The organism is Aeromicrobium duanguangcaii (assembly GCF_024508295.1).
GTDB lineage: Bacteria > Actinomycetota > Actinomycetes > Propionibacteriales > Nocardioidaceae > Aeromicrobium > Aeromicrobium duanguangcaii.
Genome location: NZ_CP101990.1, coordinates 2,976,653 through 3,003,258 on the forward strand (window position 1 = coordinate 2,976,653; position 26,606 = coordinate 3,003,258).

Genomic DNA, 26,606 nt, shown 5'->3' on the forward strand with positions numbered 1-26,606 from the left:
CGTGAAGGGCGTCACAGGCCGAAGCGGTGGGTGGCCGCCACGAGCCGGTCGCGGGTGTCCACGTCGAACTTCCGGTAGAGGTTGGCGCGGTGGAACTTGACGGTGTTCACCGAGAGGAAGAGGCTCTCGGCGATCTCCTTGTTCGTCCGTCCCGAGCGCACCAGCGCCAGCACCTCGCGCTCGCGCTCGGACAGGGTCGGCGCCCGGTCTCGGGTGCGGCCGATGGCCACCACCTCGTCCAGCACCTCGGCGACCCGGTGCACGTCGTGACCCGTGCCCGCCGCGACGTACTCACGCAGTCGCGCCAGATCGGTCGGAGCCGCCGTGCCGAGCAGCACCCGCACGAGACCGGATCCGGGCGCGCACTCACTGGCCCGTGCCAACGCCGCCAGCGCACGTTCCGGCTCTCCGGCACGCACGGCGCGGGTCGTCTCCATCACCAGGGCCATCTCCTGGGCCCGCGGCTCGAGCGCATCGAGGTCGAGGGCCGGGTCGTCGTTGGTCAGCCGGTCGTTCAGCGGGAGGGGTCGCCCGGTCGCCTCGGCGATCGACGGCTCCAGCCGGACGCGGACCGGTGGGGCGGCACCCTGCTCGTCGCCGGAGGGCCAGACCCGCAGGACCCGGACGGCCAGCGCGTCCAACGCCCTCGCGGACACGCCCGTTCGCGTCGGCGTGAGGTGGCGGGAGCGCCAGCGACGGCCCTTCAGGTATCGGGCCCACACCCGGTCCAGCTCGTCGAGTCGGCCCGCCCCCGCGGCCGAGAGCGCATGCGCCACGAGCAGCAGCGGCCAGTCCACCGGATCGACCTGTGTCATGGCCGAGCCGGTCAGGTCGACAGCACGCTCGGGATCTCCGGCGTCCAGTGCCTCCCAGGCCCGCAACACCGCATCAGCGACCACGTCCATCTCACGGCACGGGTCCACCGCGATGCTCGGCGCCGGACCTCGGGCCAGCACCTCGAGGTCTCCGATGTGCCGGGCGCACATCTCCAGCACCAGCTCCGCGTGAGCGCGGCGCGACCCCGCGGGGTCGGTGCGGCTGCCTGCATCCAGCTCGAGTGCCCGGACCGCCTGGCGGGCAGCCGCCGCGGCCAGGTCGATCCGGTCGATCCTGACCAGGGCCTCGATCGCCAACAACAGGTCCGACACCGAGCCGGTGTCCATGTCCAGGTCGGACCACAGCTCCGCGAACCCGCCGAGCTCGTGGATCGCCCCGTGGGCCAGCTCCAGCTCACCGAGCCGCACGGCGACGTAGAAGGCCATCACGCGGTGGTGGAAGCGGTCGGCCGGTGACGTGCTGCCCGACGGGGGCGTCCGGCGCTCCAGCTCGCGGATCACCGTGCTCCGGGCCACGCGGTGTCCCAACCGGGCTCGCAGAACCATGCGCAGGCAGGCGAGCGAGGGGAAGTCCAGGAGCGACCCCACGGGCAACTCGAGCAGTGGCGCCCACGATGCCGGGTGATCGGTGCTGACCAGCTCCCACACCCGCTCCCGCGCCGCGCGCGCGGCGTCGCTCAGGTCACCGGCCGACACGAGCGAGAGCACCTCCTGCTCGTGGTCGCCGTGACGTCGCGCGATCGCCGCGATGCGCACGTGCTCGGCGGCGTCGTCCTCGGGCGCGCGGTCGGCGATCCTCAGCAGGTGCTCGCGTGCGTGCGGCCGCCACCGGAAGACCGGCGACCGGAAGCGGGCCGAGGGCGTGACGTCGGCCAGGCCCAACGCGACGGCTCGCTCGACCTGACGCTGGCCGTTCTCGACGGTCACCAGCTCCGGCAACGCGCTCAACGGAAAGCGCGGCGCCAGCAGTGCCGCGGCGAGGAACTGCCGGAACGGGCCGGCGGGACGAGCCGCGGGGGCCCAAGCCGCCGCGGCCACCTGGTCCTGGGCGAGCCGTGCGGCCCGGACGTCGGCCTCGCACGTCCGCACGAGCGTGGCGACGACTCCGACCGTCCCGGCCGTGAGCTCCATCAGCCGGTCGACGGCGGGTTCCGAGAGCTCGGTCAGGGCCAGCCGCACGTAGTCGATGAGCTCGCCGCGATCCAGCCGCAACTCCGCGTCCGTGATGGAGCGGTGGGCGATCGCGTCCTCGGTGAGCAGACGGAGCAGACCGGTGGCGTCCTGCGTGGCCACGATGGTGCCGACGCCGGCCTCGCGAGACCACCGCGTGACGAGCTCACCCACGATCGTCGCCTCGACCCGGTCGGCGCCGACGAGAGCGACCCGCGTCGGTCCGGCGGCCCGGAACGCCGCCGCCGCGGCGCGCGCCGGATGCTGGGCCGCGTCGACTGCGTCGATCAGCACACCCCGCGCGTCCAGCGCGGCCAGCAGCACACTCGTCACGCCGGCCGCGTCGAGCGGGCGTCCTCCCACGTCGACGAGCAGACGCACCTCACCGTCGGGCGCCTCATCGGCCCACTGGCGCAGCAGGGTCCGCTTGCCCGCCCCGGCGAGTGCTTCGACCACCACCACCGGCAGTCCGGTGTCGAGGCGCGCCAACAGACGTGGTCGCACCAACTCGGCCACGCCACATCTCCTCTGCTCCGGGGGTCGAACTCCATTGTCCCCCGGCCGGGTTCAGAGCAGCTCGACGCAGTAGGAGAGGGTCTCTCGGCCACCGGGCGGCAGGACGACGTTGCCGGGCTTGCCGGCGAACTGGCCGACGAAGTCGATGGGCGCCGGCTGGCCGCGCCACGGCTCGACGCAGACGAAGCGCGCGCCCGGCACCGACCAGATCGTGATCCCCGTGAAGCCCTCCCACGACAGGCGCACCTGGCGACCCCGGGGCGACGAGTAGGTCAGACGGTTGCTGGCGACCTCGGGCATGATCACGGCACCGTCGGTGAACCAGGCGTCGTTGAGCGTCATGACGTGGTCCCAGGCGGGGTTGTCGAACCGCTCGGGCGTCAGCAGGTTGTCGACGACGCGACGGAACGGCGCCTTCTCGGGCTCGTCGAAGCGGATCTGGTGCATCGAGCGCGGCTGGCCCTCGTCGAGCGGCCACACGAACGCCGGGTGCGAGCCCAGCGCGAACGGCATCGGCTCGTCCCCGCGGTTCTCGACCGTGTACTGGGTCGTGAGGCTGCGCCCGTCCGTCACATAGGTGGCGGCCAGCGCGAAGTCGAAGGGAAAGTGCTTGCGCGTCTCCTCGTCCGAGACGAGGACGAGTGAGACCCGGTCGTTCGCACTGTCGACCACGGTCCAGCGACGGTCGCGCGCGAAGCCGTGCTGCGGCATCGGGTACGTCTCGTCACCCACGCGGATGCGGTCGTCGGGCACCCGGCAGATCACCGGGAACAGCACGGGCGCGTGGCGGTGCCAGGGGTCGTCACCGGACCACAGGTACTCGTGGTCGTCCTCGTCGCGCATCGACACGGGCTCGGCGCCGTCGGGTGAGATCGCGACGGCGATCTTCTCGCCGCGGATGACGATGGACGTGCCCATGCCCTGACCGTAGTCAGACCCTGCCCCCGTCCGCACGGCGAACGGGGGCAGGGTCGTCCACGTCACACTCGCGATGTCACGTTCACTTCCTCGCGCCACGGCCGAACAACGTGCGCTTGGGCGCCACGCGCTTGGCCGACTCCGGCTCGTAGCCGTACCCGTACCCGTAGCCATAGCCGTAGCCGGCGCCCGAACGGTGCTTCTTCGGCTGCGGCGACATCGTCACGACCGTGCCGCAGAGGCGGGCGTCGACGCTGGTGAGGCGCTCGAGCGCCGCGGCGTACTGCTCGGTCGTCGTCGACCCGTGCTTGATCACCATGATCGCGCCGTCGGTGGCCGCGGCCAGCGGTGCGGCATCGGTGACCGGCAGCAGTGGCGGGGCGTCCACCAGGACGATGTCGTACTCCTGGCGCAGGCGGTGCAGCAGCTTGATCATCTCCGGGGACTCCAGCAGCTCGGCCGGGTTCGGAGGGATCCGGCCCGAGGGCAGGACGTCGAGCGAGTCGCCGACCTGCTGGATGGCCTCGTGCGGCTCGACGCGGCCGAGCAGGATCGTGGTGATGCCGACGCTGCCCTCCAGCTGGAGGTACTCGGCCAGCTTCGGCCGGCGCAGATCGGCCTCGACGAGCAGGACACGCTGACCGCTCTTGGCGAGGATCTGCGCGAGGTTGGCGGCGGTCGTCGACTTGCCCTCCGAGGGCACCGAGCTGGTGACGACGTAGCACTTGTGGCTGGCGCCGGCATCGATGAACTGCAGGTTGGTGCGCAGCACGCGGAACGCCTCGACCCGCGGGTCGTAGCTGGGCAGGTCGCGCACCAGCGGGTGCTTGATCGCCTCGCGGTTGAAGTGGATGTTGCCCAGCACCGGGACCTCGCGGCCCGACACCTTGCTGATGTCCTCCTGCGACGTGATGCGGTTGTCCAGCATCTCGCGCACCACCGCCAGGGCGAAGCCGAGCACGAGGCCCAGGACCAGCCCGAGGCCGAGGTTGCGCACGGGCTGCGGCGAGACGGGCGAGTCCGACACGGTGGCCCGGTCGACGATCGAGGCCTTGACCGGCGCCTCGCGCTGGCCGTCGGGCGTCTCCAGCTCGCGGACGTAGCCGACGAACGCCTCGGCCACGGTCTGCGTGAGCTGCTGGGCCCGCTCGGGCGACGGGTCGGTGACCGACACCGACAGCACCACCGTGTCCAGCTCCACGCTCGTCTCGATGCGTGCCATCAGCTGCTGGGGAGTCTCGTCGATCCCCAGCTTCTCGACGACGCGGCTGGCGACCTCCTCACCCTTGATGAGCGTGGCGTACGACTTGACGCGCTGCTGGCTGAACTGGCCGCCCTGGGCCAGCTCGCCGCTCTCGGAGCTCTGCGGAGTCTTGACGAACAGGCGCGCGGTCGACTGGTACTGCGGCGTGACCGAGAGCGTGTACATACCGGACGCCAGGACGACGAGCAGGCACACGAAGGCGATCAGCAACCACCTGTCCCGTGCGATGCGCAGGTAGTCCTTCAACTCCATGGGTGCCTCCGAAGCGGGAAGTGGGGGGCGGGTGCGGGCCACGAGCACGGCCGCCGGAGGGCTCCGGCAGTAGGCTCCTGCCCGTGAGTCACGGGATCCTGGTCGTCTGCACGGCGAACGTCTGTCGGTCCCCGGTCATGGAAGCGATGTTGGCACAACTCCTGGACGCCAGCCGGTTCGAGGTGACCAGTGCCGGCGTCATGGCGCCGCGGGGCAAGCCCATCGATCCCGCGTCCGCCGCCCAGCTGCGCGCCAGGAACGTGCCCGTGCCCGATCGGACGGCGCGCCAGCTGAGGTCCGACCTCGTGGCTGCGGCCGACCTCGTGCTGACCGCCACGCGGTCGCATCGCGCCGAGGTGCTCGACCTGGATCCGCGCGCCCTGCGGCGCACCTTCACGCTGGTCGAGTTCGCCGGCCTGTGCACCCAGGTCGAGGCCACGGACGTCGCCGGGCTGGTCTCCGCCGCGGCCGCCGCCCGTTCGCGCGGCCCGCGCGATGTCGACCTCGTCGACCCGATCGGCCAGCCGACCGAGGTCCATGCCGACGTCGCCGCACGCATCGAGACCGCGGTCCGGACGATCGCGGACGTGCTCGACCGCCTCGACGACTGAGGCGCCGCCCCGGGCTACCGGCATGCGCTCGGCACCCGGACGTCGTTGCTGGAGGTGGCGATGCCGGGCGTCTCGAAGTACCGCGCGTCCGCGACCGCGCCCGGAGCCGTCTGGACCTGCCACGTCACCGAGATCTCGTCCCCGGGCGGCACCTTCAGCGTGCCGTACTGGACCGCACGGTCCTTGTAGGTGACCTTGCTGGAGGCCAGGTACTGCTCGGTCCCGTCGATCGTGAAGCCGGTGACCTGCCCGCCCTTGGGTGTCAGCAACCGGTAGGTCAGCAGCTGGTTGCCCTTCGCGGTGCGGTCGCCGCGGCCGACGATGTACCAGGGGGTCTTCTTCGGATCGCCGCTGAACTGGTTGCGGAAGGACGTGGTGACCGAGATCGTCTGGCGACGATCGGCCGAGCACGTCGTGGCCTTCACGCGCGTGTCGTATCGCAGGTAGTACTGCATCTTCGACTGGGCGGAGTCGGTGATGTAGAGCCCGACGTGCGGGGTGTCGTCGGCCTGGACGACCCGTCCGGCGACATCGGTGGAGGCGATGACCCGCTGACGCTCCCCGTCGCGGAACCACACCTGCAACCGTCGTTCGCCCACGGCCTCGGACAGCGACGAGACCACCTGGGTCCAGTCGCCGCGACCACTCATGACGGCCTCGAAGGTGCGGCTGGTGGCCGCCTCGAAGTAGGCGTCCTGATCGGCCGGGTCCTCGTACTGGAGGTAGACCCCGTTCAGCAGCCGGTCGATCGCGTTGTCGGCGGTGAGCTTGGCGCCCTCGCCCACGTCGACCGACCCGACGCCGCGCAGCACGTACGACATCGCCACGGCATCGAGGCTGATCACACCGTCGACGTCGACCCCGTAGGCGGCCTCGGCGCGGTCGGCCCAGATCTGGGCCACGCGGGGGTAGTCGGGGCTGATGTTGGCCGCGCGGACGTCGCGGCCCATGAGCGTGCCGAAGGCCCGCTTCTCGTCGTCGCTGAGCGCGGCGTCCGCGAGGCGCGTCCCGTCCGTGCCCCGGTTGAGATCCTCGGAGCTGGACTGCTCGCCGAGGGTGATCGTGCCGTTCTCGGTGCTGAGCAGCACGAACACGCCGCCCATGCCGCCGGTGGAACGGATCTCGGCGTTGGTCTGGAACACCAGCAGGTAGTTCTGCACGCCGTCGGCGCCGAGCGAGGCGGGCGCCAGGCGCATGACGCGACTGGCGGCGTCCGCGGCGCGGTCGGCGTCGTCGATCTGACGCTGCAGGTCGAGCACGGGACGCACGAGCGGGCCGACGAGACTCTCGGCCTCGATCGCGCCGATCCGGTCGGCGTTCCGCTCCAGCACGTCACTGGCCGAGGCCACCGCCGGAGCCAGCGCGGCCAGCGCCTTGACGTCGATCGTGCCGTTGCGAGGCTTGAAGCTGTCGGCAGAGAGCGCGGTTCCGGCCTCGACGACCGGAGGCAGTCCGCGGGACGCGATGTCGTCGATCGAGGCCGAGGTGATCTGCACCGCCTCGACGTTGCGGCCGAGCCACGGGACCTTGGCGGCGGCGTCCCACATGCCCCCGCGACTGACGCGGTGGGCCTCGGCGCTGTCGGCCTGCAGTCGGCTCAGCGAGCCGCGAGCACCCTCGGCGTCACCGGATGCCAGCTGGTCCTTCAGCCGCGTGGCCTCGTCCTGGGCACGCAGCAGGCTGGAGGCCACGGTCCGGGCCTCCAACATGAACGGAACCAGCGCGAATCCCACGACGGCCAGGACGAATCCGGTGGTCAGCCAGACAGCAGGAGACCGCCATGTGATCCGAGAAAACATGGCGGCCATCCTAGGCGTGCCGACTGATCAGCCGGCCGAGGTGAGTGTTCAGGACTTGCGACGTCGAGCGGCGATGGCGACGCCGCCACCCACGACGAGCAGGCCGGCGCCGGCGGCGAGCAGCTCCCAGTTCGAACCACCGGTGTCGGCCAGCGCGCCGGAGCTGTCACCGGCGGACCCGGTGGTGCCGGCGCCACTGCCATCGCCGTTGCCGGCATCGGCATCGACGATCACGGTGAAGGTCTGGCTGATCACCTGGTCACGACCGGCGGCGGTGGTCGCGTCCTGGCTGTAGGCGACGGGGCGGAACGGGCCGGCACTGGAGTAGCGGCACACGACCGTGCCCTCGTAGGTGCCAGGCTCGGTCGGCGCGGTGAACGTCGGGTTGTAGTCGAAGCCGACGGCCGCGGGGCCGGTCTGGCCGTTGAAGGTGGAGGACCAGGCGCACTCGACGTTGGACGAGAGGCTCACCGTGAAGGTCTCACCCGGCTCGACGACCTCGGCGCCACCGTTCTGGACGATGACGGGGTCTCCGTAGCCCTCGGAGGATGCGGGACCGGCGAGGGCGAGGACCAGCAGGGCCCCGAGGCCGATCAGGAAAGTCAGTGGTTGAAGCGTTCTGCGGAACATGAAAAGGGTTCCCCTCGAAAGAATGTGATGCACGCGTCATTTCATGGTTGCACGCAGTCTGATGGTTGTCGAACACCTAATTTTCGTAACATTGGTCACATCCGTCACTCCATTACCACAAAATGCCTCTACGTAGGCGAGAGATGTGTCACAGTGCCCCCCTGCACCGCGGGGTTATCGTGAGGGTGTGACAGTCGACACAGGCCGCGAGGACTCTCCGGTTGCCGACCACGGGGGCACCACCGCGACTCGCCGCTCTCCGATCGGCGCCGTGACCGCCGCGCGCCAGCGCCACATCCTGTACGTCGCGACCACCGACTTCGTCCTGCTCATCAGCGCCATCGTCGCCTCGGAGTACCTGTGGCTCGGCACGTCGGCCGACACGATCGAGCCGCAGTTCGGCCTGGGGTACACCAAGTTCGGCGTGCTGCTGGCGCTCGTGTGGTGGGGCGCCCTGCGACTGGCCGGGTCCCGCGGCTTCAACGTGCTCGGCACGAGCGACGAGTACCAGCGCGTCGTGAGCGCGACGGTCACCACCTTCGGCGTGCTGGCGATCGTCTCGCTGCTGGCCGAGCTGAACCTCTCCCGCGGCTACCTGGCCATCGCCTTCCCGCTCGGCCTGGCGGCCGTGCTGTTCTCGCGGCGCGCGTGGCGACGTTTCCGCGAGCGGCAGTTCCTGCGCGGACACCACGTCAAGAGGGTGCTCGTGGTGGGCCAGCCCGCCGCGGCCAAGGAGATCGCGCAGTGGTTCTCGCGCAACCCGCATGCCGGCCTCGACGTGACCGGCGCCTGGCGTCCCCAAGGTCCCGAGGGTCGCAGGCTGCTCCGGATCGGCGACCGGCTGATCCCCTCCGTGGGCGGGTCCACGGCGCTCGCCCCCGCGCTGGACGCGTCGGAGGCCGACATGGTCGTGGTCTCCTCCACCGACGAGCTGGGTCACCATGGCCTGCGCGATCTCACGTGGGACCTCGAGGCCGCCGGGATCGACCTCATGCTCTCGCCGAACCTGCTGCCGGTCTCGGGCTCGCGCATCGCGATGAGGACCGTGGCGGGCATGCCCTTCGTCCACGTGAAGAAGCCGCAGTACGCCGAGGCGGGCAACTGGCCCAAGCTGGCCCTCGACATCGTCGGCGCCTTCGTGATCCTGATGGTCGCGTGGCCGCTCATGGTCGTGACGGCAGTGGCGATCAAGGCGACCAGCCGAGGACCGGTCTTCTACCGGCAGGAGCGCATCGGGCGCGACGGCGAGCCTTTCGCGATGATCAAGTTCCGCTCGATGCACCGCAACGCCGACGCGCGCCTGCGCGACCTGCTGGCCGCCCAGGGCGCCGACGGCGCACCGCTGTTCAAGGTCGAGAACGACCCCCGCATCACCCGCGTCGGGCGCGTCATCCGCCGCTACTCCATCGACGAGCTGCCCCAGCTGTTCAACGTGCTGCGCGGCGACATGAGCCTCGTCGGGCCGCGCCCCCAGCGCGAGAGCGAGGTCGCGCTCTACGACCACGGCGACTGGCGCCGACTGCGGGTGCGCCCCGGCATGACCGGCCTGTGGCAGGTCTCGGGCCGCTCCAACCTGGCGTGGGAGGAGGCGATCCAGCTGGACATGCACTACGTCGAGAACTGGTCGCTGGTGGGCGACCTGCAGCTCCTGCTCCGGACCCTGCGGGCCGTGCTGGCCAAGGACGGCGCGGTCTGACCACCCGAACACACGACGAAGCCCCGGTCCAGTGGACCGGGGCTTCGTCGTTGCCGGGGGCGGATCAGGCGAACTTCTCGCCCTTCTCGGCCTTCTCGATCAGCAGCGCCGGCGGGCTGAAGCGCTCGCCGTACTTCTCGGCCAGCTGCTGCGCACGCTCGGTGAACGCCTTGACGCCGATCTCGCCGGCGGCGGACTCGTAGCCGTTGACGTACTGCAGCGCGCCACCGTGGACCGGCGGGAAGCCGATGCCGAAGATGGAGCCGATGTTGGCGTCGGCCACCTGGCGGATGACGCCCTCCTCGAAGCAGCGGATCGTCTCCAGCGCCATGATGAACGTCAGACGCTCCTTGATGTCCTCGAGCGGGACATCGGCGTCCTCCTTGACGAACAGGTCCCACAGCTCGGGCCACAGGAACTTCTTGCCGCCCTCGGGGTACTCGTAGAAGCCGGCGCCGGCAGCCTTGCCCGGGCGACCGAGCTCGACCATCTTGTTGACGACCTCCATCGCGGGGGTGACCGGCAGCTCCTTGCCCTCGGCGGCGGCGGCCTTGCGGGCCTCGCCCTCGATCTTCTGCTGCAGCGTCAGCGAGACCTCGTCGGACATCGCCAGCGGCTGGCCCGGGAAGCCGGCCAGCTGCGAGGCGCGCTCGATGCGGGTCGGGTCGACGCCCTCGGCCAGCATCTCGACGCCCTCCATCACGAGCGTGCCGAACACGCGCGAGGTGAAGAAGCCGCGGCTGTCGTTGACGACGATCGGGATCTTGCGGATCTGCTTCGTGAAGTCGATCGCACGGGCCAGGGCCTCGTCCGACGTCTTCTCGCCCACGATGATCTCGACGAGCTGCATCTTGTCGACCGGGCTGAAGAAGTGGATGCCGATGAAGTCCTCGGGACGCTGCACGCCCTCGGCCAACGTGGTGATCGGCAGCGTCGACGTGTTCGAGCCGAGCAGCGCATCGCCGTTGACGATGGGCTCGAGCTCACCGAAGACGCTGTGCTTCAGCTCGACCGACTCGAAGACGGCCTCGACGACGAAGTCGCAGCCGGCCAGATCGGCGTAGTCGGCGGTGGGCTGGATCCGGCCGAGGATCTCGTCCTTCTTCTCCTGCGTCAGACGGCCGCGCTCGACCTGCTTGGTCAGCAGCTTGTCCGAGTAGCTCTTGCCCTTCTCGGCAGCCTCGATGCTGATGTCCTTGAGGACGACCTCGATGCCCACACGCGCCGCCTCGTAGGCGATGCCCGCGCCCATCATGCCGGCGCCCAGGACGGCCAGCTTCTCCGCCTTGCGGACAGCGATGCCCTCGGGACGGGAGCCGCCGGCGTTGATCGCGCCGAGGTCGAAGAAGAACGCCTGCGTCATGTTCTTGAACTGCTGACCGATCAGCAGGTTCACCAGGTAGCGCGACTCGATCCGGCTGGCGGTGTCGACGTCGACCTGGGCGCCCTCGACCGCGGCGCTCATGATGTGACGCGGGGCGATGTAGGGCGCGCCCTTGAGCTGCTTCTTCAGGTTGGCCGGGAAGCTGGGCAGGAAGGCCGCCAGCTTGGGGTTGCTGGGGGCGCCGCCGGGGATCTTGTACCCGGGACGGTCCCACGGCTGCGAGGCCGCTTCCTCGTTGCCCGCGTTGGACTCGATCCAGGCGCGCGCCGCGACGATCAGCTCGCCCGCCGGCACGATCTCGTCGATCAGGCCGATCTTGAGCGCCTTCTCGGGCTTGTTGCGCTGGCCCTGCAGCAGGACGTTCATCAGCGCGTCCTGGATGCCGAACATGCGCACCGTGCGCGTGACGCCACCGCCGCCGGGCAGCAGGCCCAGCGAGACCTCGGGCAGGCCGATCTCGTAGCGGCCCTCCGCGGCGATGCGGTGGTGGCAGGCCAGGGCGATCTCGAGGCCGCCACCGAGGGCGGCGCCGTTGATGGCCGCGACGACCGGCTTGCCGATCTTCTCCAGCTTGCGCAGCGTGGCCTTGATGGACTCGACGTTGTCGAACAGCGCCTGGGCGTCGTCCGGCGTCGCCTGGGTCATGAGCTTCAGGTCGCCGCCGGCGAAGAAGGTCTTCTTCGCGCTCGTGACGATGACACCCTTGATGGAGTCGCCGTCCTCGGCGACCTCGCGAGCGAGACGGTCGACCGCGGCCTCCATGGAGGCGCGGTAGGTCTCGTTCATCGTGTTGGCGCTCTGGTCCGGATCGTCGATCGTCAGCGTGACGATGCCGTTCTCGACCTCGTAGCGCACCGCGTCGGTAGTGGTCATGCGTATTCCTTCGTGGTCTTCGGGGTCGGTCGGATCAGATGCGCTCGACGATGGTGGCGATACCCATGCCACCGCCGATGCAGAGCGTGGCCATGCCGTAGCGCTTCTCGCGGCGCTCCAGCTCGTCGACGAGCGTGCCCAGGATCATCGCGCCGGTCGCACCCAGCGGGTGGCCCATCGCGATCGAGCCGCCGTTGACGTTGGTGCGGTCGTGCGGGAAGTCGTCGAGGTCGCGCATGAGCTTCAGCGCGACGGCGGCGAACGCCTCGTTGATCTCGAGCAGGTCGATGTCCTCGATCGACAGGCCGGCCTTGTCCAGCGCCTTGCGGCAGGCGGGGCCGGGGCCCGTCAGCATGATCGTCGGCTCGGAGCCGATGACGGCCGTCGAGACGATGCGCGCACGCGGCTTGAGGCCGTGACGCTCACCGGCACGCTCGTTGCCGATCAGCACCAGCGAGGCGCCGTCGACGATGCCCGAACTGTTGCCCGCGTGGTGGACGTGGTTGATCCGGTCGACGTCGACGTACTTCTGCAGCGCGACGGCGTCGAAGCCGCCGAGGTCGCCGATGTCGGCGAAGGAGGGCTTCAGGCCCGACAGCGACTCGACGGTGGTGCCCTCGCGGACGAACTCGTCGTGGTCGAGGATCGTCAGACCGCTGAGGTCCTTGACCGGCACGATCGACTTGTCGAAGTAGCCGTTGGCGATCGCCTTGGCGGCACGCGCCTGCGACTCGGCGGCGAACGTGTCGACGTCCTCGCGGCTGTAGCCCTCGAGGGTGGCGATCAGGTCGGCGCCGATGCCCTGGGGCGCGAAGCCCGTGTCGAGCGACGTCTTGGGGTCCATCGCCCAGGCGCCGCCGTCGGAACCCATGGGCACACGGCTCATGGACTCGACGCCGCCGGCGACGATGAGGTCCTCCCAGCCCGACTTCACGCGAGCCGCGGCCTGGTTGACCGACTCCAGGCCCGAGGCGCAGAAGCGGTTGAGCTGCACACCGGCGACCTGCTCGCCGAATCCGGCGGCCAGCACGGCGGTGCGGGCGATGTCGGCGCCCTGGTCGCCCACGGGCGACACGACGCCCAGGATGACGTCGTCGACCTGGTTGGGATCGAGATCAGGGTTGCGCACCCGCATCTCGTCGAGCAGGCCGTTGACCAGCGAGATCGGCTTGACCTCGTGGAGCGACCCGGTCTTCTTGCCGCGCCCACGAGGGGTACGGATGGCGTCGTAGATGAATGCCTCGGTCATGGATGTCCTCACAGCCGGAAGAAAAGCGTTGGCGCTGATTCTGACACCATTACTGTCAGAGTGGCCATAGGGCCCCAGTATTTCATCCCGATCCCAAGCCGCGCGAGGGTGTGGCACCCCGTTCCGGCCCGGGTTCTCAGGGCGCTGAGGCGGTTCAGGAGACGGTCAGGCCCCGGACCAGGACCGCCGCCACGAGCAGCACGATCACGGCGAGACCGCCCACCACCCACCGCTGCGCGCGGGGGCGTCCGCGCACCGCGCGCACCGCAGCGAATCCCAGGCAGCCGCCGGCGACGTTGACGACGACGTCCACGGCGGAGGCGGTCCGGTCGATCGGGGCCAGCCACTGCACGACCTCGATGCCCACCGAGACGGCCAGGGCGACCGCGGCGGCGACGCCGATCGACGCCCGACGCCAGCCGAGGGCGAGGAACAGGCCGATGGGGACGAACAGGACGACGTTCGCCATCACCTCGCCCGCCGCGACCACGTGCCCCGGTGGCACGGACAGCGCGTCCGCCAGCGAGTGGACGACAGGCTGATCGACCAGGCCCAGGCCGGAGTCGACGTGCCGCGGCCACCACCCGATGAGCGCCAGCAGCACGGCATAGGCGCCGGCGATGCCGGCCGCGATGCCGTACGGACGGGGCTCGGGCTGCATCGAACCAGCGTAGGGACCGGCCCGAGCCGACGGCGGACCGTCAGCGAGCACCTCCCGTGACGTTCGTCGCGTCGAGGCCGACTGGCACTGACGCCCGGGCGACTGCTCGCACTAGTCTCGTCACCGTGAACGAGCCCGTGGAGTCGATCGGCATCGAGCAGCTGGCCGAGCGCGTCGGGATGTCGGTGCGCACAGTCCGCTTCTACGCCGGGCGCGGACTCATCCCGCCGCCGCGACGCGAGGGCCGCAACGGGTACTACGGCGCCGACCACATCGCCCGCCTCGAGCTGGTGCGAGAGCTCCAGGCCCACGGCTTCACCCTGCAGGCGATCGAGGGCTACCTCGAGAAGATCCCGGCGGACGCCAGCCCCGACCAGGTCGCGCTCCACCGGACCCTGCTCGCCCCGTGGATGCCGGACCTCCCCGAATCGGTCGAGCGTGCGGCGCTGGAGAAGCGAGCCGGCCGATCGCTCTCCGACGACGACCTGGAGCTGCTCATCGCCCTGGGCGTCATCGAGCCCACTCCCGACGAGGACGTCTTCCGCCTGGCCCCGGCCCACCTGGCCGTCGGCATCGGATTCCTCGACGCGGAGCTGCCGATCGAGGCCGCCCACGCGGCCCGCAAGCTGATCCTGGCCCACGGCACGGCGCTGGCCAACGAGCTGACGGCGCTCTTCCGCGACCAGGTCTGGCCGCACCTGAAGTCCTCCGGGCAGCCGCCCGAGGCGACGACGGCGATGATCGAGCGGTTCAAGCCCCTGACGATCCAGGCGCTGGTCACGGCCTACGAGCAGGCGGTCGACGAGCAGAAGCGCGAGACGGTCCGGCGCCGCAGCTGACCGCGCGCCCCCTCCTCAGGACGAGACGGCAACCCCGATCCCGGCGCCCGGATACCAGTGCCCGGCCGGACGCTCGTCGAAGAACAGGAACCGCCGTCCGGTCGCTTCGGCCCACGACGCCAGCTCCGAGGTGACGTGCGCGTTGTCGGAGAGCACGAGGGCGTCCGATGAGAGGAGTGGAGCCACGGCCGCGAACTCGGCGGCCTCGTGCTCGGGTGTGTGCAGGCTGTCGTGCAGGAACAGGTCGACCGGCTCGCCGAAGCCGGTCAGCAGGTCGAGGGAATCCCCGATGCGTTGATCGATGAACCCCGCGTAGGGCTCCGCGATGAGATGACCGGCCGCGGAGTCGACGTCGACCGTCACGACCCGGCCCACGCCGTTGCGTCGCACGGCCGCAGCCAGCACCAGCGTGCCCAGTCCCTTGTCCGTGCCCGTCTCGACGACCACGTTCGGCCGCGTCGCGCGCACCATCGCGTACCAGCCGACGCGGCGTCCGTACCGGATCGAGACGTCCGAGAGCCCCGGCTGCGGGCCGGAGCGAGCGCGCGCCTGCGCATGCCGGCGCAGTTGCGCATCGCCCTCGATCTCGGCGATGTATCCCCGCGCCTCGGTCACCGTGCAAGGCGTCACGGCAGCGACGAACCAGGCCAGATGCTCCAGGTTCCGCGGCGTGAGGTCGTACGTGAAGTTCTCGTGCTCACGCGACCGGACGATCCACCGCGCCGCCTCCTTGACCTGACGCCCCACGTGGCGTCCCACGAGGCGACCGCGCAGCGGTAGAGCGGCCACCGGGGCCGCGCGGCTCCCCTTGATCCGGTCCTTGAACTCTCGGCTGGGCATGTCCCGAACCTACCGATCAGCCGGCGTGCCGGACAGGCTCCTCCTGCCGCACGAACGTGAGGTTGAGCTTCTCGAGCTTGACCAGCCGATAGCCGTTCTCACGCAGCAGTCGCGTCGTCGCGCGCGGCCACGCGACCGGCTCGGGCTGGTCGTACTCGACGAGCAGGACCTTCGGGTGGATGCCGTCCGCGAGCATCCGGCGGATCGTCTCGTGCTCCGCACCCTCGATGTCCAGCTTCACGAGGTCGACGTGGTCGTGCCCGAGCGCCTCCATCGTCTGGGCGATCGTCTGCACCGGAGCGGTGAAGTAGTCGCCGGTGTTCTGCAGGTTCTTGACCGAGGCCGAGACGTGCTCGGGGTTCTCGGGCAGGAAGAACTTCAGCTCTCCGCGCTCACCCGCGAGCCCGACGGGCAGGAAGCTGAACTGCTCCGGCAGCGTCTGGTCGCCGAGCCAGTCCAGTGCCTTCGGCGTCGGGTCGATCCCCCACACCCGGCAGCCGAATCGCTCGATCATCGCCAGATCGAAGCTGATGTCGGTCCCGATGCCGCCGAGATAGCAGACGCTCTCGGGGCCGAGGAGACTCTCGGGCACCCACCACCCGCCGTACGGCGTCCCGAGACGGACCAGGTCCGACCGGCGCTCGTCAACCCGGAACAGCGCGGGGAACGCCGCCGTGACGGCTCGATTGCGAAGTCGCGTGGCGACGGAGGGCACGCGTGCAGCCTAACGACGTCGGGCCGTGCTCGCGCGGGTGGGAATCCGTGCCTGCATCAGTGCTCGCGGGCGCGGAAGTGAGCGATGCCGTCGGGACGACTGACCTGGGTGAAGTGGTCCGGGAAGAGCGGCTCGTCGAGGTTCACCTCGACGAACATCTCGCCGATCTTCGGCAGGAGGTCGGGGCGGATGGAGCGCAAGATGGCCTCCTCGCTGCCCTCGGTGTCGATCTTCAGCACGTCGATGAACGACTCGACCTGGAGGATCTCGTCCAGGGCGTCGCTGATGTTGACGGTCTGGACCTGCACCACGTTCACCAGGTCGCGCGCGTACCCGGGGGCGACCAGACCGGAGTAGCGTCCGACGGGCTCGGCATTGAACTCGAAGACACCGTCCCGGTCCGAGAGGGCCGTCTCGCTGATGGCGGCGCGGTCGCCGAAGGGGGCGAGCGCGGCCCGCAGGCGCGGCGCGTTGATCGGAGACGGCTCGAAGCAGTAGACCCGGCTGCTCTCGTTCCGGGTCAGGAAGAACAGGGCGCTGATGCCGATGTTCGCGCCCACGTCGACGACGACCCTGACATCGGGGCCGACCGCGTAGTCCCCGCGGCAGAAGACCTCGTTGATCGTCCGGAGGTCGTGGAACGTCGGCGCCGTGACCCTGACCGGGCCGACGGGCGTCCGCACCCCGATCTCGACCGGATAGTCGCCGCGGTTCGAGACGTACCGGTACAGCGTGCTGATCGGGTTCGTGTACGCCCGGAGACTGCGTCGCAAGGTCCGGTAGTTGTGGACCCGGAAGGGCGCGAGCAGAACGTGGGACCGCGTTCGCGACAGCATGCTTCACGGTATCGGCACGGTCGGGCGCCGGTCACCTCTCGGTCGCGGCTCAGCCCGGTCCGGAGCCGACGACTGCGGCTTCGAAGACCTCTCGGTGCCGGTCCCTCCAGCGTGGGAGGTCGTGCTCCTGCGCCCAGGCTCGCACCGTCGACCGACGGGACGGATCCCCCGTCAGACGGTCCGCGGCCTCTGCCCAGGCGACCGGCGCCACCCCGGAGACGACCGCGCCGCCCGACGCCAGGACCGGATCGCGGAAGACGTCGATGTCCGTGGCCACGGCCGGGACTCCGAACGCCGCCGCCTCGAGGATCACGTACGGCAGGCCCTCTGATCGGCCGTCCGAGGTCATCAGCAGGACGTCGGCCGCCCGGTAGAGCGCCGCGGGATCGACGCGTCCGACGTAGTGCACGCGGGGGTTCGCCGCCGCGCCGCGCTCCACCTCGTCGCGCAGTGGCCCGTCCCCCGCGATCACGAGGTTGCCGTCCCAGGCGTTGAGGATCTCGATCGCCAGACCCGGCCGCTTGCCGACGTCCAGGCGGCCGACCCACACGGCCACCGGTCCCTCGCCGATACCCAGCTCGTGACGGGCGAGCTCACGCGCGGCCGCCGACGCGATCGCGGCGGCGGTCGCATCGACGCCGTTCTCGATGACGCGGACCTTGTCGTCACCCACGACCGGCGCCACCTGCCGCCCCACCGCATCGGACACGGTGATCACCGAGGTCGCGTGCCTCGCGGCCCGTCGGTACATCGATCCCAGTGCGATGCGCATGGCCCGCGGCATGACTCCGTGCTCCGTCCACACCACGGGCGCGATCTCGGAGAGAACCCGGGTGAACCCGATCTGCTCGCGCTTGAACTGCAGGTGGATGACATCGGGCGCGAACCGCTCCACCGCATCGCGCACCCGGCGCCGCTCGCGGCGCAGCCGGAGCCATCCCGACGCGAGGGTGCTGCGACTCCATTTCGGACTCAGCTCCAGCTCGTCCGCGGCCCCGTCCCAGCCGGGAAGCCGGCCGAAGACCTTCACCTCGACCTCCGGGAGCTCGCGGTACAGCCGCTGCAGGTAGATCTCGGCTCCTCCCTCGACGTCGGAGTGCGTCACGACCGCCACGCGCAGCGTCATCCGGCCGCCTGTGTCGTCCCCGAGGTCGGGCGATGGTCCTGCACGCGCACGGTGCGCACGTACGTCTCCGGGTCTCGCCGGGCCAGCCGGCGTGTCCTGAGCAGCTCGCGCGAGAACTGGCTGAGCGCTGCGCGGCGGGGAGCGTCCCGGCCGCTCAGCAGCTGCAGGACGCGCCATCCCAGATCCACGATGCCCGCCGGCACGGAGAGGTTCGTGAAGGAGTAGACCACCCGAGAGACACAGCGCTGGACGACGGCCCAGCTCGACGTGACGCCCTCGGAGCTTCCGCCGCCCTCGGTGTACGCGACGATCTCGCGCGACACTCCCACCGCGTCGCCGGACTCGCGAAGCCGCAGATGGAGGTCGGTCTCCTCGGCGAACATGAAGTACCGCGGATCGAAGCCCCCGATCTCGCGGAAGCGGTCGGCCCGCACGACCATGCAGCAACCGCTCATGCTGGGCGCCAGCACGACCGAGCCGTCCTCGGGGAACTCCCACGAGGGCCTGCGCCAGAGCGGCTCGATCAGCGGTCGCGCGGACGGGGGTGCCTCACCCACCGCGTTGCGGAGCGTCGGGCCGACGACGCTGAGGCCGTGGCTGCGGGCGACCTCGACCAACCGCAGCAGGTCGCCGGCCGAGACGGTCACGTCCGGGTTGACGAAGGCGACCCAGGTGCCGGAGGCCAACCGTGCTCCGAGGTTCGAGCCGAAGCCGTAGCCGACGTTGTCCGGGGCGGCCACCAGCACGCCGCCGACGCGCTCGACCGCGCGCTCCACCTGCGGCAGGTCCGCGGACCCGGAGTCGACGACGATGATCTCGACCGATTCCGGCGCGAGCTCGCCCAGCCCCTCGAGGAACGTCGGCAGGACCCCCGCGGAGTTGTGCGTCACCGTGACGACCGACAGGAGCATGCGCTCTAGCCTATGGCCGCCTGCGCGACGGCCCGCCAATCGGTCATCGCGATGTTCTGCATCTGCCACTGCGAGGCGGCCTCGCGGTACGCGGCATCGTGCAGGACCCTCTCGATGGCTCGCGCCATCTCGTCGGGACGCAACGGGTCGAACGTCAGACCGACCTCGGACGGCTCCAGGACCGAGCCGGTGTTGCCCAGCTCGCTGCCGATGACCGGGATGCCGGCAGCCGCCACGTCGAGCAGCGGAATGCCGAGACCCTCGTAGAGGGAGGGCTGCACGTAGGCGTGACACTCGCCGAGCATCGCCAGGTACTCGTCCTGGCTCAGTCCTCCCACGACGCGCACGGACTGTCGCTTGGTCGACCGCTCGAGGGCCTCCTCGAACTCCCGGGCAGCGTTCCCGGGCCTGGCGCAGATCCGCAGCTCGAAGTCCCCGGTGTCGGCCAGGTCCCACGCCTGGACGAGGCGCGCCAGGTTCTTGTGCCGGTTCTGGACGCCGACGGTCAACAGATACGGAGCGCCGGCGCCTTCTCGACGTTCGACGCGGTGGACCGCCTGGATCGGCAGGACCGAGGCGCCGCCGTGGAATCCCTGGGCGCGCATCTCCTGCAGCGTGAACTCCGAGACCACCGCGACCTTCGACCGGCGCATCGCGTACCTCGTGCTCAGGGTGATCGCCCGCGCGTCCAGGTACTCCTCGGGCATGCTCAGGAAGCCGACGTCGTGGATGACGGGCCTGACCGGCACCGACGAGATGATCGGGCGGGTCTGCCGCGGCACCACGATCAGATCGGACTCGGCCCTCCTCGCGGCGCGGGGCAGGTGCCAGTGCATGAATCCTCGCGGCGGAAGGACGGTGGCCTCGAACTGCGTGGTCGGCTGGTCGACGGCCACCTGCAGGCGGATGGCGCCGGATCGATGCAGATCCACGAGACCGGCATGCAGGCCGGCGGCGACGTCCCCGACTCCGCTGGGACCGCGGACGAGGAGTCGCCCGTCCAGCATCACGGACTTCGTCACCTGAGAATCCTCCTCGCCACGGCCCGGAGCCGTTCCATCGCGTTGCCCCAGCGGGCAGCCGCGACCCCCGCGGCGCCCAGCCACTTGCGGGCGTAGATCACCTTGGCGGCACGACTCTGCGCACGCAGCGCCTCACTGGTCTCTTCTCCGTGACCCTGGTCGTGGATGACCTGGAACCCGGAGACGGCCCACGAGATCCCGCCGGCGGCGCGAACGGCCCGGCAGATGTCGACGTCCTCGTAGTACAGGAAGAACCGCCCATCGAAACCGCCGACGCGATCGAACCACTCGCGCCTCCACACCATGAACGCGCCGCAGATCCAGTCCACCTCGCGCGAGCGCGCGCTGAGGTCGATGTCCTCGACCCGGCGTGCGGCGAGTGATCCCACCGTGGGGAAGGCGCGGGCGCTGGACACCCGGCGCCCGTCGGAGGTCACGAGCTGCACTCCCCCGACCGCGCGGCGCTCATCTCCTTCCAGCTCGGCGATCACGGCGAGGATGTGCTCCTCCCGGACCAGCAGGTCGGGATTGGCCACGACGACGTACGGACTGGCCTCGACGAGGGCAGCCACCCCACGGTTGACGCCCCCGCCGAATCCCGGGTTGGTCGGAACGGCCACCGTCAGCGGCTCGACCGGCCAGGCCTGCGTGCTCACGGCTTCGATGGTGGTCGGGATCGGCGCGTTGTCGACGAAGACCAGCTGCGCGAGGTGGGTCGCGTCGCGCCATGCCTCGGCCAGGCGCGGAACGAAACGCTCCGAGTTGAAGCCGACGACGACCAGGTCGTAGTCAGGCTGGTCCACGATCACTCACCTCTCTGCGGCATCGGCCGCGGACTGGTTGCGGGTGGAACGCCGGAGCGAGAAGACGTGCGAGATCCGCTGCGCCTCGACCAGCAGACAGATGAAGGTGACCACGGCTCCCAGCAGAGAGGCGACGGCGATCCCCTCGACCCCGAGGACGGGGTAGAGCCCGAAGATCGCGCCGACGGCCGTGGCCAGGCCCAGCGTGACGGCGACGAGAGGACGCGAGGGGTGTCCCGAGCCGACCAGCGCGAAGCTGAGCACGGTCGCTCCGGCGAGCGGCACCTGGGCGGCGATCAGGATCCAGGCGATCTGGTTGACCGGCTCGAACGCGGCGCCGAAGACCACGGGAACGAGGAAGGGGATCACCGCGGACAGCACACAGCCCGCCGCTGCCGTGGCCACGAGGGAGATCGCGAAGCGCTTGCGGACCGCGACGAAGTTGCCCTGCGCCGCGAAGTTCCGGGCCGGGAGGCCGATGGCGTTCGAGACGGCCATCAGGACGGAGGCGATGCTCACCGCGACGACGTAGAAGCCCACCTCGTCCTTGGTGGCGATGACGGTCACCAGGAGCGCGTCGATCCGCTGGGAGAACAACCAGATCGTGCTCGCCGGCCAGGCCTTCAGCCCGAAGCGCCACGCCGCCCCCAGAGCGGTGAGGCTCGGACGGCCGAGCGGGATCATCCGGGCCCAGGCGAGCGCGAGCAGCGGACCCAGCGTCCCGGTGACCACCACCGTCGCACCGACGCCGAGGACGCCCGCGCCCAGAAACGCCGCGATGCCCAGCCCGAGGGCCAGGAGCAGGCCCGGCAGCATCCGGCTCCAGGCGACGGTCGCCCATCGCTCGCGCCCGGTGGCGATCCACACCGTGTTGGTGGTGAACAGCGTGAGGGGCAGCACCAGCGCGTACCCCACGAAGATCCACCAGACGTGGCTCAGGGGGTCGTGGATGACCGAGACCGCGAGGACGTAGACCGGGACCAGCACCGCCCCCAGCACCAGGGAGATGCCCGCCGACTCCCGCACCAGCCGGCGGGGGTCGTCCCCGACCGCGGAGCGGTTGGCGAAGTAGTCCTGGGTGTTGAACGTCGCCAGAAGTGCGATGAGGGTGGCCGGGACGACCGCGGTCGCCAATTCACCACGGCCCACCGGTCCGAGCAGCCGGGCCTGGATCGCACCGGTGATGAAGGCCACCGCGTACGAGACGAGAGTGGAGAGCAGCAGGACCGAGCTCGGGTTGGCGAGCCGTCTGCCCAGGAGACTGCGCGACACCCGATCAGACCTCCGGATCGTCATCGAGGAACTCGGACAGGACGACGAGAAGACTCAACCCCACCAGGCCCGACGCCGTCCAGGCGAAGGGCACCGTGAAGCTCAGCACGCCGATCGCCGCAAACCCTCCCATGACGCTTCCGCCCAGACGACCCCGGCGTCTGGCCCGGGCCGCCGCAGCCAGGAACGGGAGCAGGAAGAGGGCCAGTCCGACCAGGCCCGTCTTCCACGCGATGCTGGCGTAGACGTTGTGGGAGTCGCGCTTCACCTCACCGATGCCGTCGAACTGGATCATCGTTCCGCCGCCCGCCCCGATCAGCATCGCCGTGGGGTCGTCGCGAAGACGGTCGCTGATGACGTCGATCTCGTGGAACCGGTACTGGGCGGACTCCTGGCCCACCCGTTCGCTGAGATTGAACCGACCCCCGGCGTCCACGACACCCAGGGCCAGGACGACACCCACCACCAGGGCGAGGACGGCCCCCAGCCGCGAGAGCAGGGTGGTCCCCCGCCCGGCGATCCCTGCGGCGAAGGCCACGCCGACAACGCTCGCGATGAGCAGACTCAGCGTCTGGCTCAGGACGATCTCCGAGGCGACGAGGGCGAACGGGATCCATCGTCTCCCCAGCACCGGCACCGCGTCGCCGCGCAGGGCGAAGACCAGAACGACGGGAATCAGGATCTCGCCGCCGGGTCGGATCTCCTTGGTGGCGTCCACGCCGACCAGGAACAACGAGTACCGCCCCGGCTCGAGCAGCCCCAGTTCGAGCAGCAGGCGGCCGGCGATCGCCAGGGCACACGCGATGTACGCGAGCCAGCAGATCGCCGAGACGAGCACGCGCTGGGGGTTCGGGGTCCGGAGCAGGGCCTCGCGCACGGCCGGGGCGATCGCGAACGCGGCGACGTATCTCAGGTCGACGAGCGGGGCGACCTGGATGAACCCCTCCGCGTCCGGGCCGACGAGCGTCCGCACCACGAACCACGTGGGCCAGAGCATCAGCAGGAGCAGCGAGCCGTGATGCTCCAGCCGTCCCCGCCTGGCTCGCAGGACGAGACCCGAGACCGACGCGAGAACGATCAGCCCATCGATCTCCGTCACGGTGGCGCCGGCGACCTGCGTGCTGACCAGCTCGCCGCCCACCCGGCACAGGACGATCCAGGCGACCGCGACCGCGATGGTCGGTCGCGGGGCGAGAACGGCGCACAGCAGACCCGCCGATGCGACGACCACGAGCGGCGACGAGGCGCCCACGAATCCCAGGATCAGGGCGCCGACCACGACCGCGCCCGACCCCAGGACGCTGGCAGGCGTGAGCGTCGCAGGACCTCTCGACGTCCGGCTCATCGCCCAGCTTCCCCCACCTGTCACCGTGATCGTTTGCACGTGGACCACGCCCGCCGTGAGCGCTCTCGGACCCTGCCGACGGATGCCTTTCTCTCCCAGTGAGGCTACAGCGCACGGAGCCGCTCACCGCGTCGCAAGGGACGGACTCGCAGCGGGCGAACGCCGAATCCGGGACCTATACATTGAGTCCATGGGGGCGAAACGCTTGTACCGCGACCTGACCCTCAACGGGCTCGCTCGGTCGAGCCTCCTGCCCCGAGCCCTGCGATTCCGGCTGCTCCGAGCCCTCGGCATGGACATCCCCGGGTGGACGGCGATCATGCCGGGGTGCTGGTTCGGCGGCACCGACGTGCACATCGGCGACGGCACGACCGTCAACTACGGCGTCTTCTTCGACACCGCCGCGCCGATCACGATCGGCGAACGGTGCGACATCGGCATGGAGGCCATGCTGTGCACCAGCACGCATGAGAAGGGCGGTCCGGACCGGCGCGCGGGAAAGGCCGGCGGCGCACCGATCGTGATCGAGGACGGCGTGTGGATCGGGACGCGGGCGCTCATCATGCCCGGCGTCCGGGTGGGATCCGGCTGCATCATCGCCGCGGGCGCCGTGGTGACCTCGGACTGTGAGCCGCATCGTGTCTACGCCGGCGTGCCGGCCACCGCGAAGTCATCGCTGCCCGAGGCCGGGTAGGTCACGTGAGCAGACGCTCAGATCGTGGTGGTCAGCTCGTCCACGAGCGCGCGCATCCGAACCCCTCGGTCGCGCCACCCATGGGACGACGCGTGCGCGCCTCGCCGATCGACCGCGGCCTCATCCGGCACCGGCAGCAGGTCGCGTACCCGGGCGACGAGCTGCTCCGCGGTGGCGGCCACGAACACGTCGACCGAGTCGGGGACCACGGCCGGCACCGGCGTCGACACCACTGCGAGGCCCGCCGCCAGGTACTCGTAGGTCTTCAGCGGATTGACGCCTCGGGTGTACTCGTTGATCACGTAGGGGATCAGGCCCACGGTCGAGGAGCGGAGCAGGTCGGCCAGTTCCTGAGGCCCCACCATTCCGTGGTGGATCGCGCCGGCGCGCTCGAGGTCGCGAACCGCCCGGTGTGAGTCCCCGCCGCCCTCGGAGATCGGGCCGGCCAGATGAACCTCGATGCCCGCACCGAGCAACTCGGCCAGCAGCCGGAAGTCGACCTTCGACTCCGTCAGGTTCCCCGCGAACACCGCACGCGGGCGCCGTGGGGACGAGGTCGCACCGGCAGCGAAGACCTCGAGGTCGGCCACGTTCGGCCACTCCTCGATCCGGCGGAAGCCGACGTCGCGCAGATGGCGAGAGACTGCCTCACTGCTCGCGCCGGCCACGGCCCCTGCGCGAGCGAGCGCCCGTTCGCCTTTCTCCACGACCGACTGGCTGATCCCCGCCTGGGATCCCAGCAGGTCGACACAGTGGTACACCGTGGGCACCGACCGCTCCAGCCCGAACGTCACGGGCGTGTAGGTCCACAGCATCCGGCTCGCTCCACCGGAGGACCACGCGCGGACCAGGCGCGTCATCAGCAGTCGATTGATCCACGTGAACGGCGGGACGTGCCACGGGATGACGAGAGGGCTCACCACGGTCACCCCGTCGGGTACCGGTCGCGCGTCGTGAGCGCTCTCGATCGGCCCCTTCTTCCCGACGACCCGCCCGAGCCTGCGCAGGATCCGCCCGAGGTCCCGTCGCGACAGCTCGGGACGGCGAAGACCGGTCGACTCGACGAACGTCACGTCGAACTCGCGCGCCAGCTCCCGCACGGCGTAGTGCTGGTTGGTGGCGATCGGCTGGTTCCAGTCGGCGGTGCCCAGCACCAGGACCGAGGCGCGGGAGCTCACGTGACCGGCTCCGAGTCGCCGGACCCCAGCCACGCCCGCACGTTCCTGCCGAAGGACTCCCGGGAGAACTGCCGCGCCCGGTCGGCCATCCGGGCCGGGTCGACCTCCAGCGCGCTCAGCGCGTCCGGCAGGTCCTCGTACGTGGCGCCCTCGTGGACCACACCGCCGCCGATCGCCTCGACACTCTCCCTCGCACCGCCCAGGGGCGAGACCACCACCGGCGTGCCCAGCGACATCGCCTCGACCGGCATGATGCCGAAGTCCTCCACCGCCATGAACACGAAGACGCCGGCGGCTTGGTAGAGCGCATGGAGAGCCGGTGTGCTCGCGTGGCCGAAGAACGTCACGGGGACCCGCCGCTGCGCCGCGAGCGCCCTGAGTGCCGCCTCGTGGGGCCCCGATCCCGCGATCACGGCGGGAAGTCCGAGGGCCTCGGCCACGTCGATCGCCGCGTCGAGCCGCTTGTACTCCACCAGCCGCGAGGCACCCAGCACGAACTGAGGTGGCAGCGCATCGAGCCTCGTGAGCTCCTCGGCGTCCACGACCTCCGTGCGCCAGTCATCGCGCGACTGGATGGTCTCGACGTCGACGGGCGGGTGGATGACGTGGGCGTCCACCCCCCACGCCTCCCGCATCCGACGTCGGATGAACTCGCTGTTGGCGGCGTAGGCGACCTTCTGCGAGGTCAGTCGCCGATCGTGTCCCTTGAAGAACGCGCGACCGGCCCGCGCGAGCCTCGAGTCTCCGCGCGCGTCGAACTCCGGCGCCCAGACGTACCGCGGCGGCGTGTGCACGTAGGCGAAGGACGCGATCCCGGACTCGGCGGCCCGCGACGCCAGGTAGTGGGACGAGGCGTGCGAGCTCACGACGACGCGGTCGACCCCGTCGAGATCGACCCGCTTCCACGCGTCGGAGAGGAACGGATAGGCCAGCGCCTTGGATCGCCGCAGCGGCGATCGCGCCAGCCAGGTCTCCTCGATCTCGGCGCTGAACCGCTCCGGGGCGTCGTTCCACAGGCACATCCGGTGGGCGGTCGGGAGGATCTGCGACAACTCCTCGAAGACGTTCTCCGAGCCCCCGATCGGCGCGAGCCACTCGTGCGCAAGCAGAGTGGTCATCTCGCTCCCTACGTCACCGGACAGGTCTGGCCATGCTAGCCAGCGGGA

23 protein-coding genes are annotated in these 26,606 nt (G+C 70.4%); 4 read left to right on the forward strand and 19 right to left on the reverse strand.

The annotated features are described in order from the left end of the window. Positions 1-11 precede the first annotated feature (11 nt). From NP095_RS14530 to NP095_RS14540, 3 genes are all read right to left on the reverse strand, one after another. Entirely contained in the window at positions 12-2,522 is a 2,511-nt protein-coding gene (locus NP095_RS14530; RefSeq protein ID WP_232418496.1) for a helix-turn-helix transcriptional regulator, read from the reverse strand. Positions 2,523-2,573: 51 nt separating this feature from the next. Continuing rightward, a complete protein-coding gene (locus tag NP095_RS14535) occupies positions 2,574-3,440 on the reverse strand; it encodes an aldose 1-epimerase family protein (protein WP_232418495.1) in 867 nt (288 codons plus the stop codon). Between the two features lie 82 nt (positions 3,441-3,522). Beyond that, positions 3,523-4,956, reverse strand: coding sequence for a polysaccharide biosynthesis tyrosine autokinase (locus NP095_RS14540; RefSeq protein ID WP_232418494.1), 1,434 nt, complete (start codon positions 4,954-4,956; stop codon positions 3,523-3,525). Positions 4,957-5,039: 83 nt separating this feature from the next. Here NP095_RS14540 and NP095_RS14545 point away from each other — a divergent pair, with 83 nt between their 5' ends. Continuing rightward, complete coding sequence (locus tag NP095_RS14545) at positions 5,040-5,567, forward strand: arsenate reductase/protein-tyrosine-phosphatase family protein (RefSeq protein WP_232418493.1); 528 nt, start codon at positions 5,040-5,042, stop codon at positions 5,565-5,567. A 14-nt stretch (positions 5,568-5,581) separates the two neighbouring features. Here NP095_RS14545 and NP095_RS14550 read toward each other — a convergent pair whose 3' ends face one another. Together NP095_RS14550 and NP095_RS14555 are read right to left on the reverse strand one after the other, a co-directional pair. Next, positions 5,582-7,366 (reverse strand): DUF4012 domain-containing protein, encoded by a 1,785-nt coding sequence (locus tag NP095_RS14550; protein WP_232418492.1) that lies wholly within the window; start codon positions 7,364-7,366, stop codon positions 5,582-5,584. 48 nt (positions 7,367-7,414) lie between these two features. Beyond that, positions 7,415-7,996 (reverse strand): LPXTG cell wall anchor domain-containing protein, encoded by a 582-nt coding sequence (locus tag NP095_RS14555; protein ID WP_232418491.1) that lies wholly within the window; start codon positions 7,994-7,996, stop codon positions 7,415-7,417. A gap of 187 nt (positions 7,997-8,183) precedes the next feature. Between NP095_RS14555 and NP095_RS14560 the strand changes: the two genes are divergently transcribed. Then, positions 8,184-9,692: a sugar transferase gene (locus NP095_RS14560; protein WP_306173265.1), complete on the forward strand. Its 1,509-nt coding sequence runs from the start codon at positions 8,184-8,186 to the stop codon at positions 9,690-9,692. A 64-nt stretch (positions 9,693-9,756) separates the two neighbouring features. Here the strand turns inward: NP095_RS14560 and NP095_RS14565 are convergent, their stop codons facing one another. The 3 genes from NP095_RS14565 to NP095_RS14575 form a co-directional block, all read right to left on the reverse strand. Further along, positions 9,757-11,949 carry a 3-hydroxyacyl-CoA dehydrogenase NAD-binding domain-containing protein gene (locus tag NP095_RS14565; RefSeq protein WP_232418490.1) on the reverse strand — a complete coding sequence of 731 codons (2,193 nt, stop codon included), beginning with the start codon at positions 11,947-11,949 and terminating at the stop codon, positions 9,757-9,759. Between the two features lie 34 nt (positions 11,950-11,983). Continuing rightward, positions 11,984-13,198 (reverse strand): acetyl-CoA C-acetyltransferase, encoded by a 1,215-nt coding sequence (locus NP095_RS14570; protein ID WP_232418489.1) that lies wholly within the window; start codon positions 13,196-13,198, stop codon positions 11,984-11,986. A gap of 154 nt (positions 13,199-13,352) precedes the next feature. Then, positions 13,353-13,859 (reverse strand): VanZ family protein, encoded by a 507-nt coding sequence (locus tag NP095_RS14575; protein ID WP_232418487.1) that lies wholly within the window; start codon positions 13,857-13,859, stop codon positions 13,353-13,355. Positions 13,860-13,984: 125 nt separating this feature from the next. Here NP095_RS14575 and NP095_RS14580 point away from each other — a divergent pair, with 125 nt between their 5' ends. Next, on the forward strand, positions 13,985-14,698 hold the full coding sequence (locus NP095_RS14580; RefSeq protein ID WP_232418485.1) for a MerR family transcriptional regulator: 714 nt from the start codon (positions 13,985-13,987) through the stop codon (positions 14,696-14,698). Positions 14,699-14,713: 15 nt separating this feature from the next. On the opposite strand, the gene NP095_RS14585 is transcribed toward NP095_RS14580, so the two are convergent. The 9 genes from NP095_RS14585 to NP095_RS14625 are packed head-to-tail and all read right to left on the reverse strand — an operon-like array spanning position 14,714 to position 23,568. Next, positions 14,714-15,538 carry a class I SAM-dependent methyltransferase gene (locus tag NP095_RS14585; protein ID WP_232418483.1) on the reverse strand — a complete coding sequence of 275 codons (825 nt, stop codon included), beginning with the start codon at positions 15,536-15,538 and terminating at the stop codon, positions 14,714-14,716. A 16-nt stretch (positions 15,539-15,554) separates the two neighbouring features. After that, positions 15,555-16,253 carry an FkbM family methyltransferase gene (locus NP095_RS14590; protein ID WP_232418481.1) on the reverse strand — a complete coding sequence of 233 codons (699 nt, stop codon included), beginning with the start codon at positions 16,251-16,253 and terminating at the stop codon, positions 15,555-15,557. 56 nt (positions 16,254-16,309) lie between these two features. Further along, entirely contained in the window at positions 16,310-17,089 is a 780-nt protein-coding gene (locus tag NP095_RS14595; protein WP_232418478.1) for an FkbM family methyltransferase, read from the reverse strand. 49 nt (positions 17,090-17,138) lie between these two features. Then, the gene (locus NP095_RS14600; RefSeq protein WP_232418476.1) at positions 17,139-18,215 is read right to left on the reverse strand and encodes a glycosyltransferase family 4 protein; all 1,077 of its coding nucleotides are present in this window, start codon (positions 18,213-18,215) and stop codon (positions 17,139-17,141) included. Next, positions 18,212-19,126, reverse strand: a complete 915-nt coding sequence (locus tag NP095_RS14605; RefSeq protein WP_232418474.1) for a glycosyltransferase family 2 protein — start codon at positions 19,124-19,126, stop codon at positions 18,212-18,214. Before NP095_RS14605 ends, NP095_RS14600 begins: the two co-directional genes overlap by 4 nt. A 5-nt stretch (positions 19,127-19,131) precedes the next feature. Beyond that, positions 19,132-20,148 carry a glycosyltransferase gene (locus NP095_RS14610; RefSeq protein WP_232418473.1) on the reverse strand — a complete coding sequence of 339 codons (1,017 nt, stop codon included), beginning with the start codon at positions 20,146-20,148 and terminating at the stop codon, positions 19,132-19,134. Next, positions 20,145-20,951 carry a glycosyltransferase gene (locus tag NP095_RS14615; RefSeq protein WP_232418471.1) on the reverse strand — a complete coding sequence of 269 codons (807 nt, stop codon included), beginning with the start codon at positions 20,949-20,951 and terminating at the stop codon, positions 20,145-20,147. Before NP095_RS14615 ends, NP095_RS14610 begins: the two co-directional genes overlap by 4 nt. 6 nt (positions 20,952-20,957) lie before the next feature. After that, positions 20,958-22,223: a lipopolysaccharide biosynthesis protein gene (locus NP095_RS14620; protein WP_232418470.1), complete on the reverse strand. Its 1,266-nt coding sequence runs from the start codon at positions 22,221-22,223 to the stop codon at positions 20,958-20,960. 4 nt (positions 22,224-22,227) lie between these two features. Beyond that, positions 22,228-23,568, reverse strand: coding sequence for a hypothetical protein (locus tag NP095_RS14625; RefSeq protein ID WP_232418468.1), 1,341 nt, complete (start codon positions 23,566-23,568; stop codon positions 22,228-22,230). Positions 23,569-23,758: 190 nt separating this feature from the next. Here NP095_RS14625 and NP095_RS14630 point away from each other — a divergent pair, with 190 nt between their 5' ends. After that, on the forward strand, positions 23,759-24,262 hold the full coding sequence (locus NP095_RS14630) for an acyltransferase (protein ID WP_232418466.1): 504 nt from the start codon (positions 23,759-23,761) through the stop codon (positions 24,260-24,262). 17 nt (positions 24,263-24,279) lie between these two features. On the opposite strand, the gene NP095_RS14635 is transcribed toward NP095_RS14630, so the two are convergent. Both NP095_RS14635 and NP095_RS14640 read right to left on the reverse strand, forming a co-directional pair. Next, entirely contained in the window at positions 24,280-25,440 is a 1,161-nt protein-coding gene (locus NP095_RS14635; RefSeq protein WP_232418464.1) for a glycosyltransferase, read from the reverse strand. Next, positions 25,437-26,558 (reverse strand): glycosyltransferase, encoded by a 1,122-nt coding sequence (locus NP095_RS14640; RefSeq protein ID WP_232418462.1) that lies wholly within the window; start codon positions 26,556-26,558, stop codon positions 25,437-25,439. The genes NP095_RS14635 and NP095_RS14640 overlap by 4 nt, the downstream gene beginning before the upstream one ends. Positions 26,559-26,606 lie beyond the last annotated feature (48 nt).

Bases quoted from the DNA above. Each gene is read 5' to 3' on its own strand.
- NP095_RS14625 (WP_232418468.1), bottom strand. From the start codon at position 23,568: ATGAGCCGGACGTCGAGAGGTCCTGCGACGCTCACGCCTGCCAGCGTC.
- NP095_RS14550 (WP_232418492.1), bottom strand. From the start codon at position 7,366: ATGTTTTCTCGGATCACATGGCGGTCTCCTGCTGTCTGGCTGACCACC.
- NP095_RS14570 (WP_232418489.1), bottom strand. From the start codon at position 13,198: ATGACCGAGGCATTCATCTACGACGCCATCCGTACCCCTCGTGGGCGC.
- NP095_RS14605 (WP_232418474.1), bottom strand. From the start codon at position 19,126: ATGCTCCTGTCGGTCGTCACGGTGACGCACAACTCCGCGGGGGTCCTG.
- NP095_RS14575 (WP_232418487.1), bottom strand. From the start codon at position 13,859: ATGCAGCCCGAGCCCCGTCCGTACGGCATCGCGGCCGGCATCGCCGGC.
- NP095_RS14565 (WP_232418490.1), bottom strand. From the start codon at position 11,949: ATGACCACTACCGACGCGGTGCGCTACGAGGTCGAGAACGGCATCGTC.
- NP095_RS14540 (WP_232418494.1), bottom strand. From the start codon at position 4,956: ATGGAGTTGAAGGACTACCTGCGCATCGCACGGGACAGGTGGTTGCTG.
- NP095_RS14595 (WP_232418478.1), bottom strand. From the start codon at position 17,089: ATGCTGTCGCGAACGCGGTCCCACGTTCTGCTCGCGCCCTTCCGGGTC.
- NP095_RS14630 (WP_232418466.1), top strand. From the start codon at position 23,759: ATGGGGGCGAAACGCTTGTACCGCGACCTGACCCTCAACGGGCTCGCT.
- NP095_RS14640 (WP_232418462.1), bottom strand. From the start codon at position 26,558: ATGACCACTCTGCTTGCGCACGAGTGGCTCGCGCCGATCGGGGGCTCG.
- NP095_RS14535 (WP_232418495.1), bottom strand. From the start codon at position 3,440: ATGGGCACGTCCATCGTCATCCGCGGCGAGAAGATCGCCGTCGCGATC.
- NP095_RS14555 (WP_232418491.1), bottom strand. From the start codon at position 7,996: ATGTTCCGCAGAACGCTTCAACCACTGACTTTCCTGATCGGCCTCGGG.
- NP095_RS14600 (WP_232418476.1), bottom strand. From the start codon at position 18,215: ATGACGCTGCGCGTGGCGGTCGTGACGCACTCCGACGTCGAGGGAGGA.
- NP095_RS14585 (WP_232418483.1), bottom strand. From the start codon at position 15,538: ATGCCCAGCCGAGAGTTCAAGGACCGGATCAAGGGGAGCCGCGCGGCC.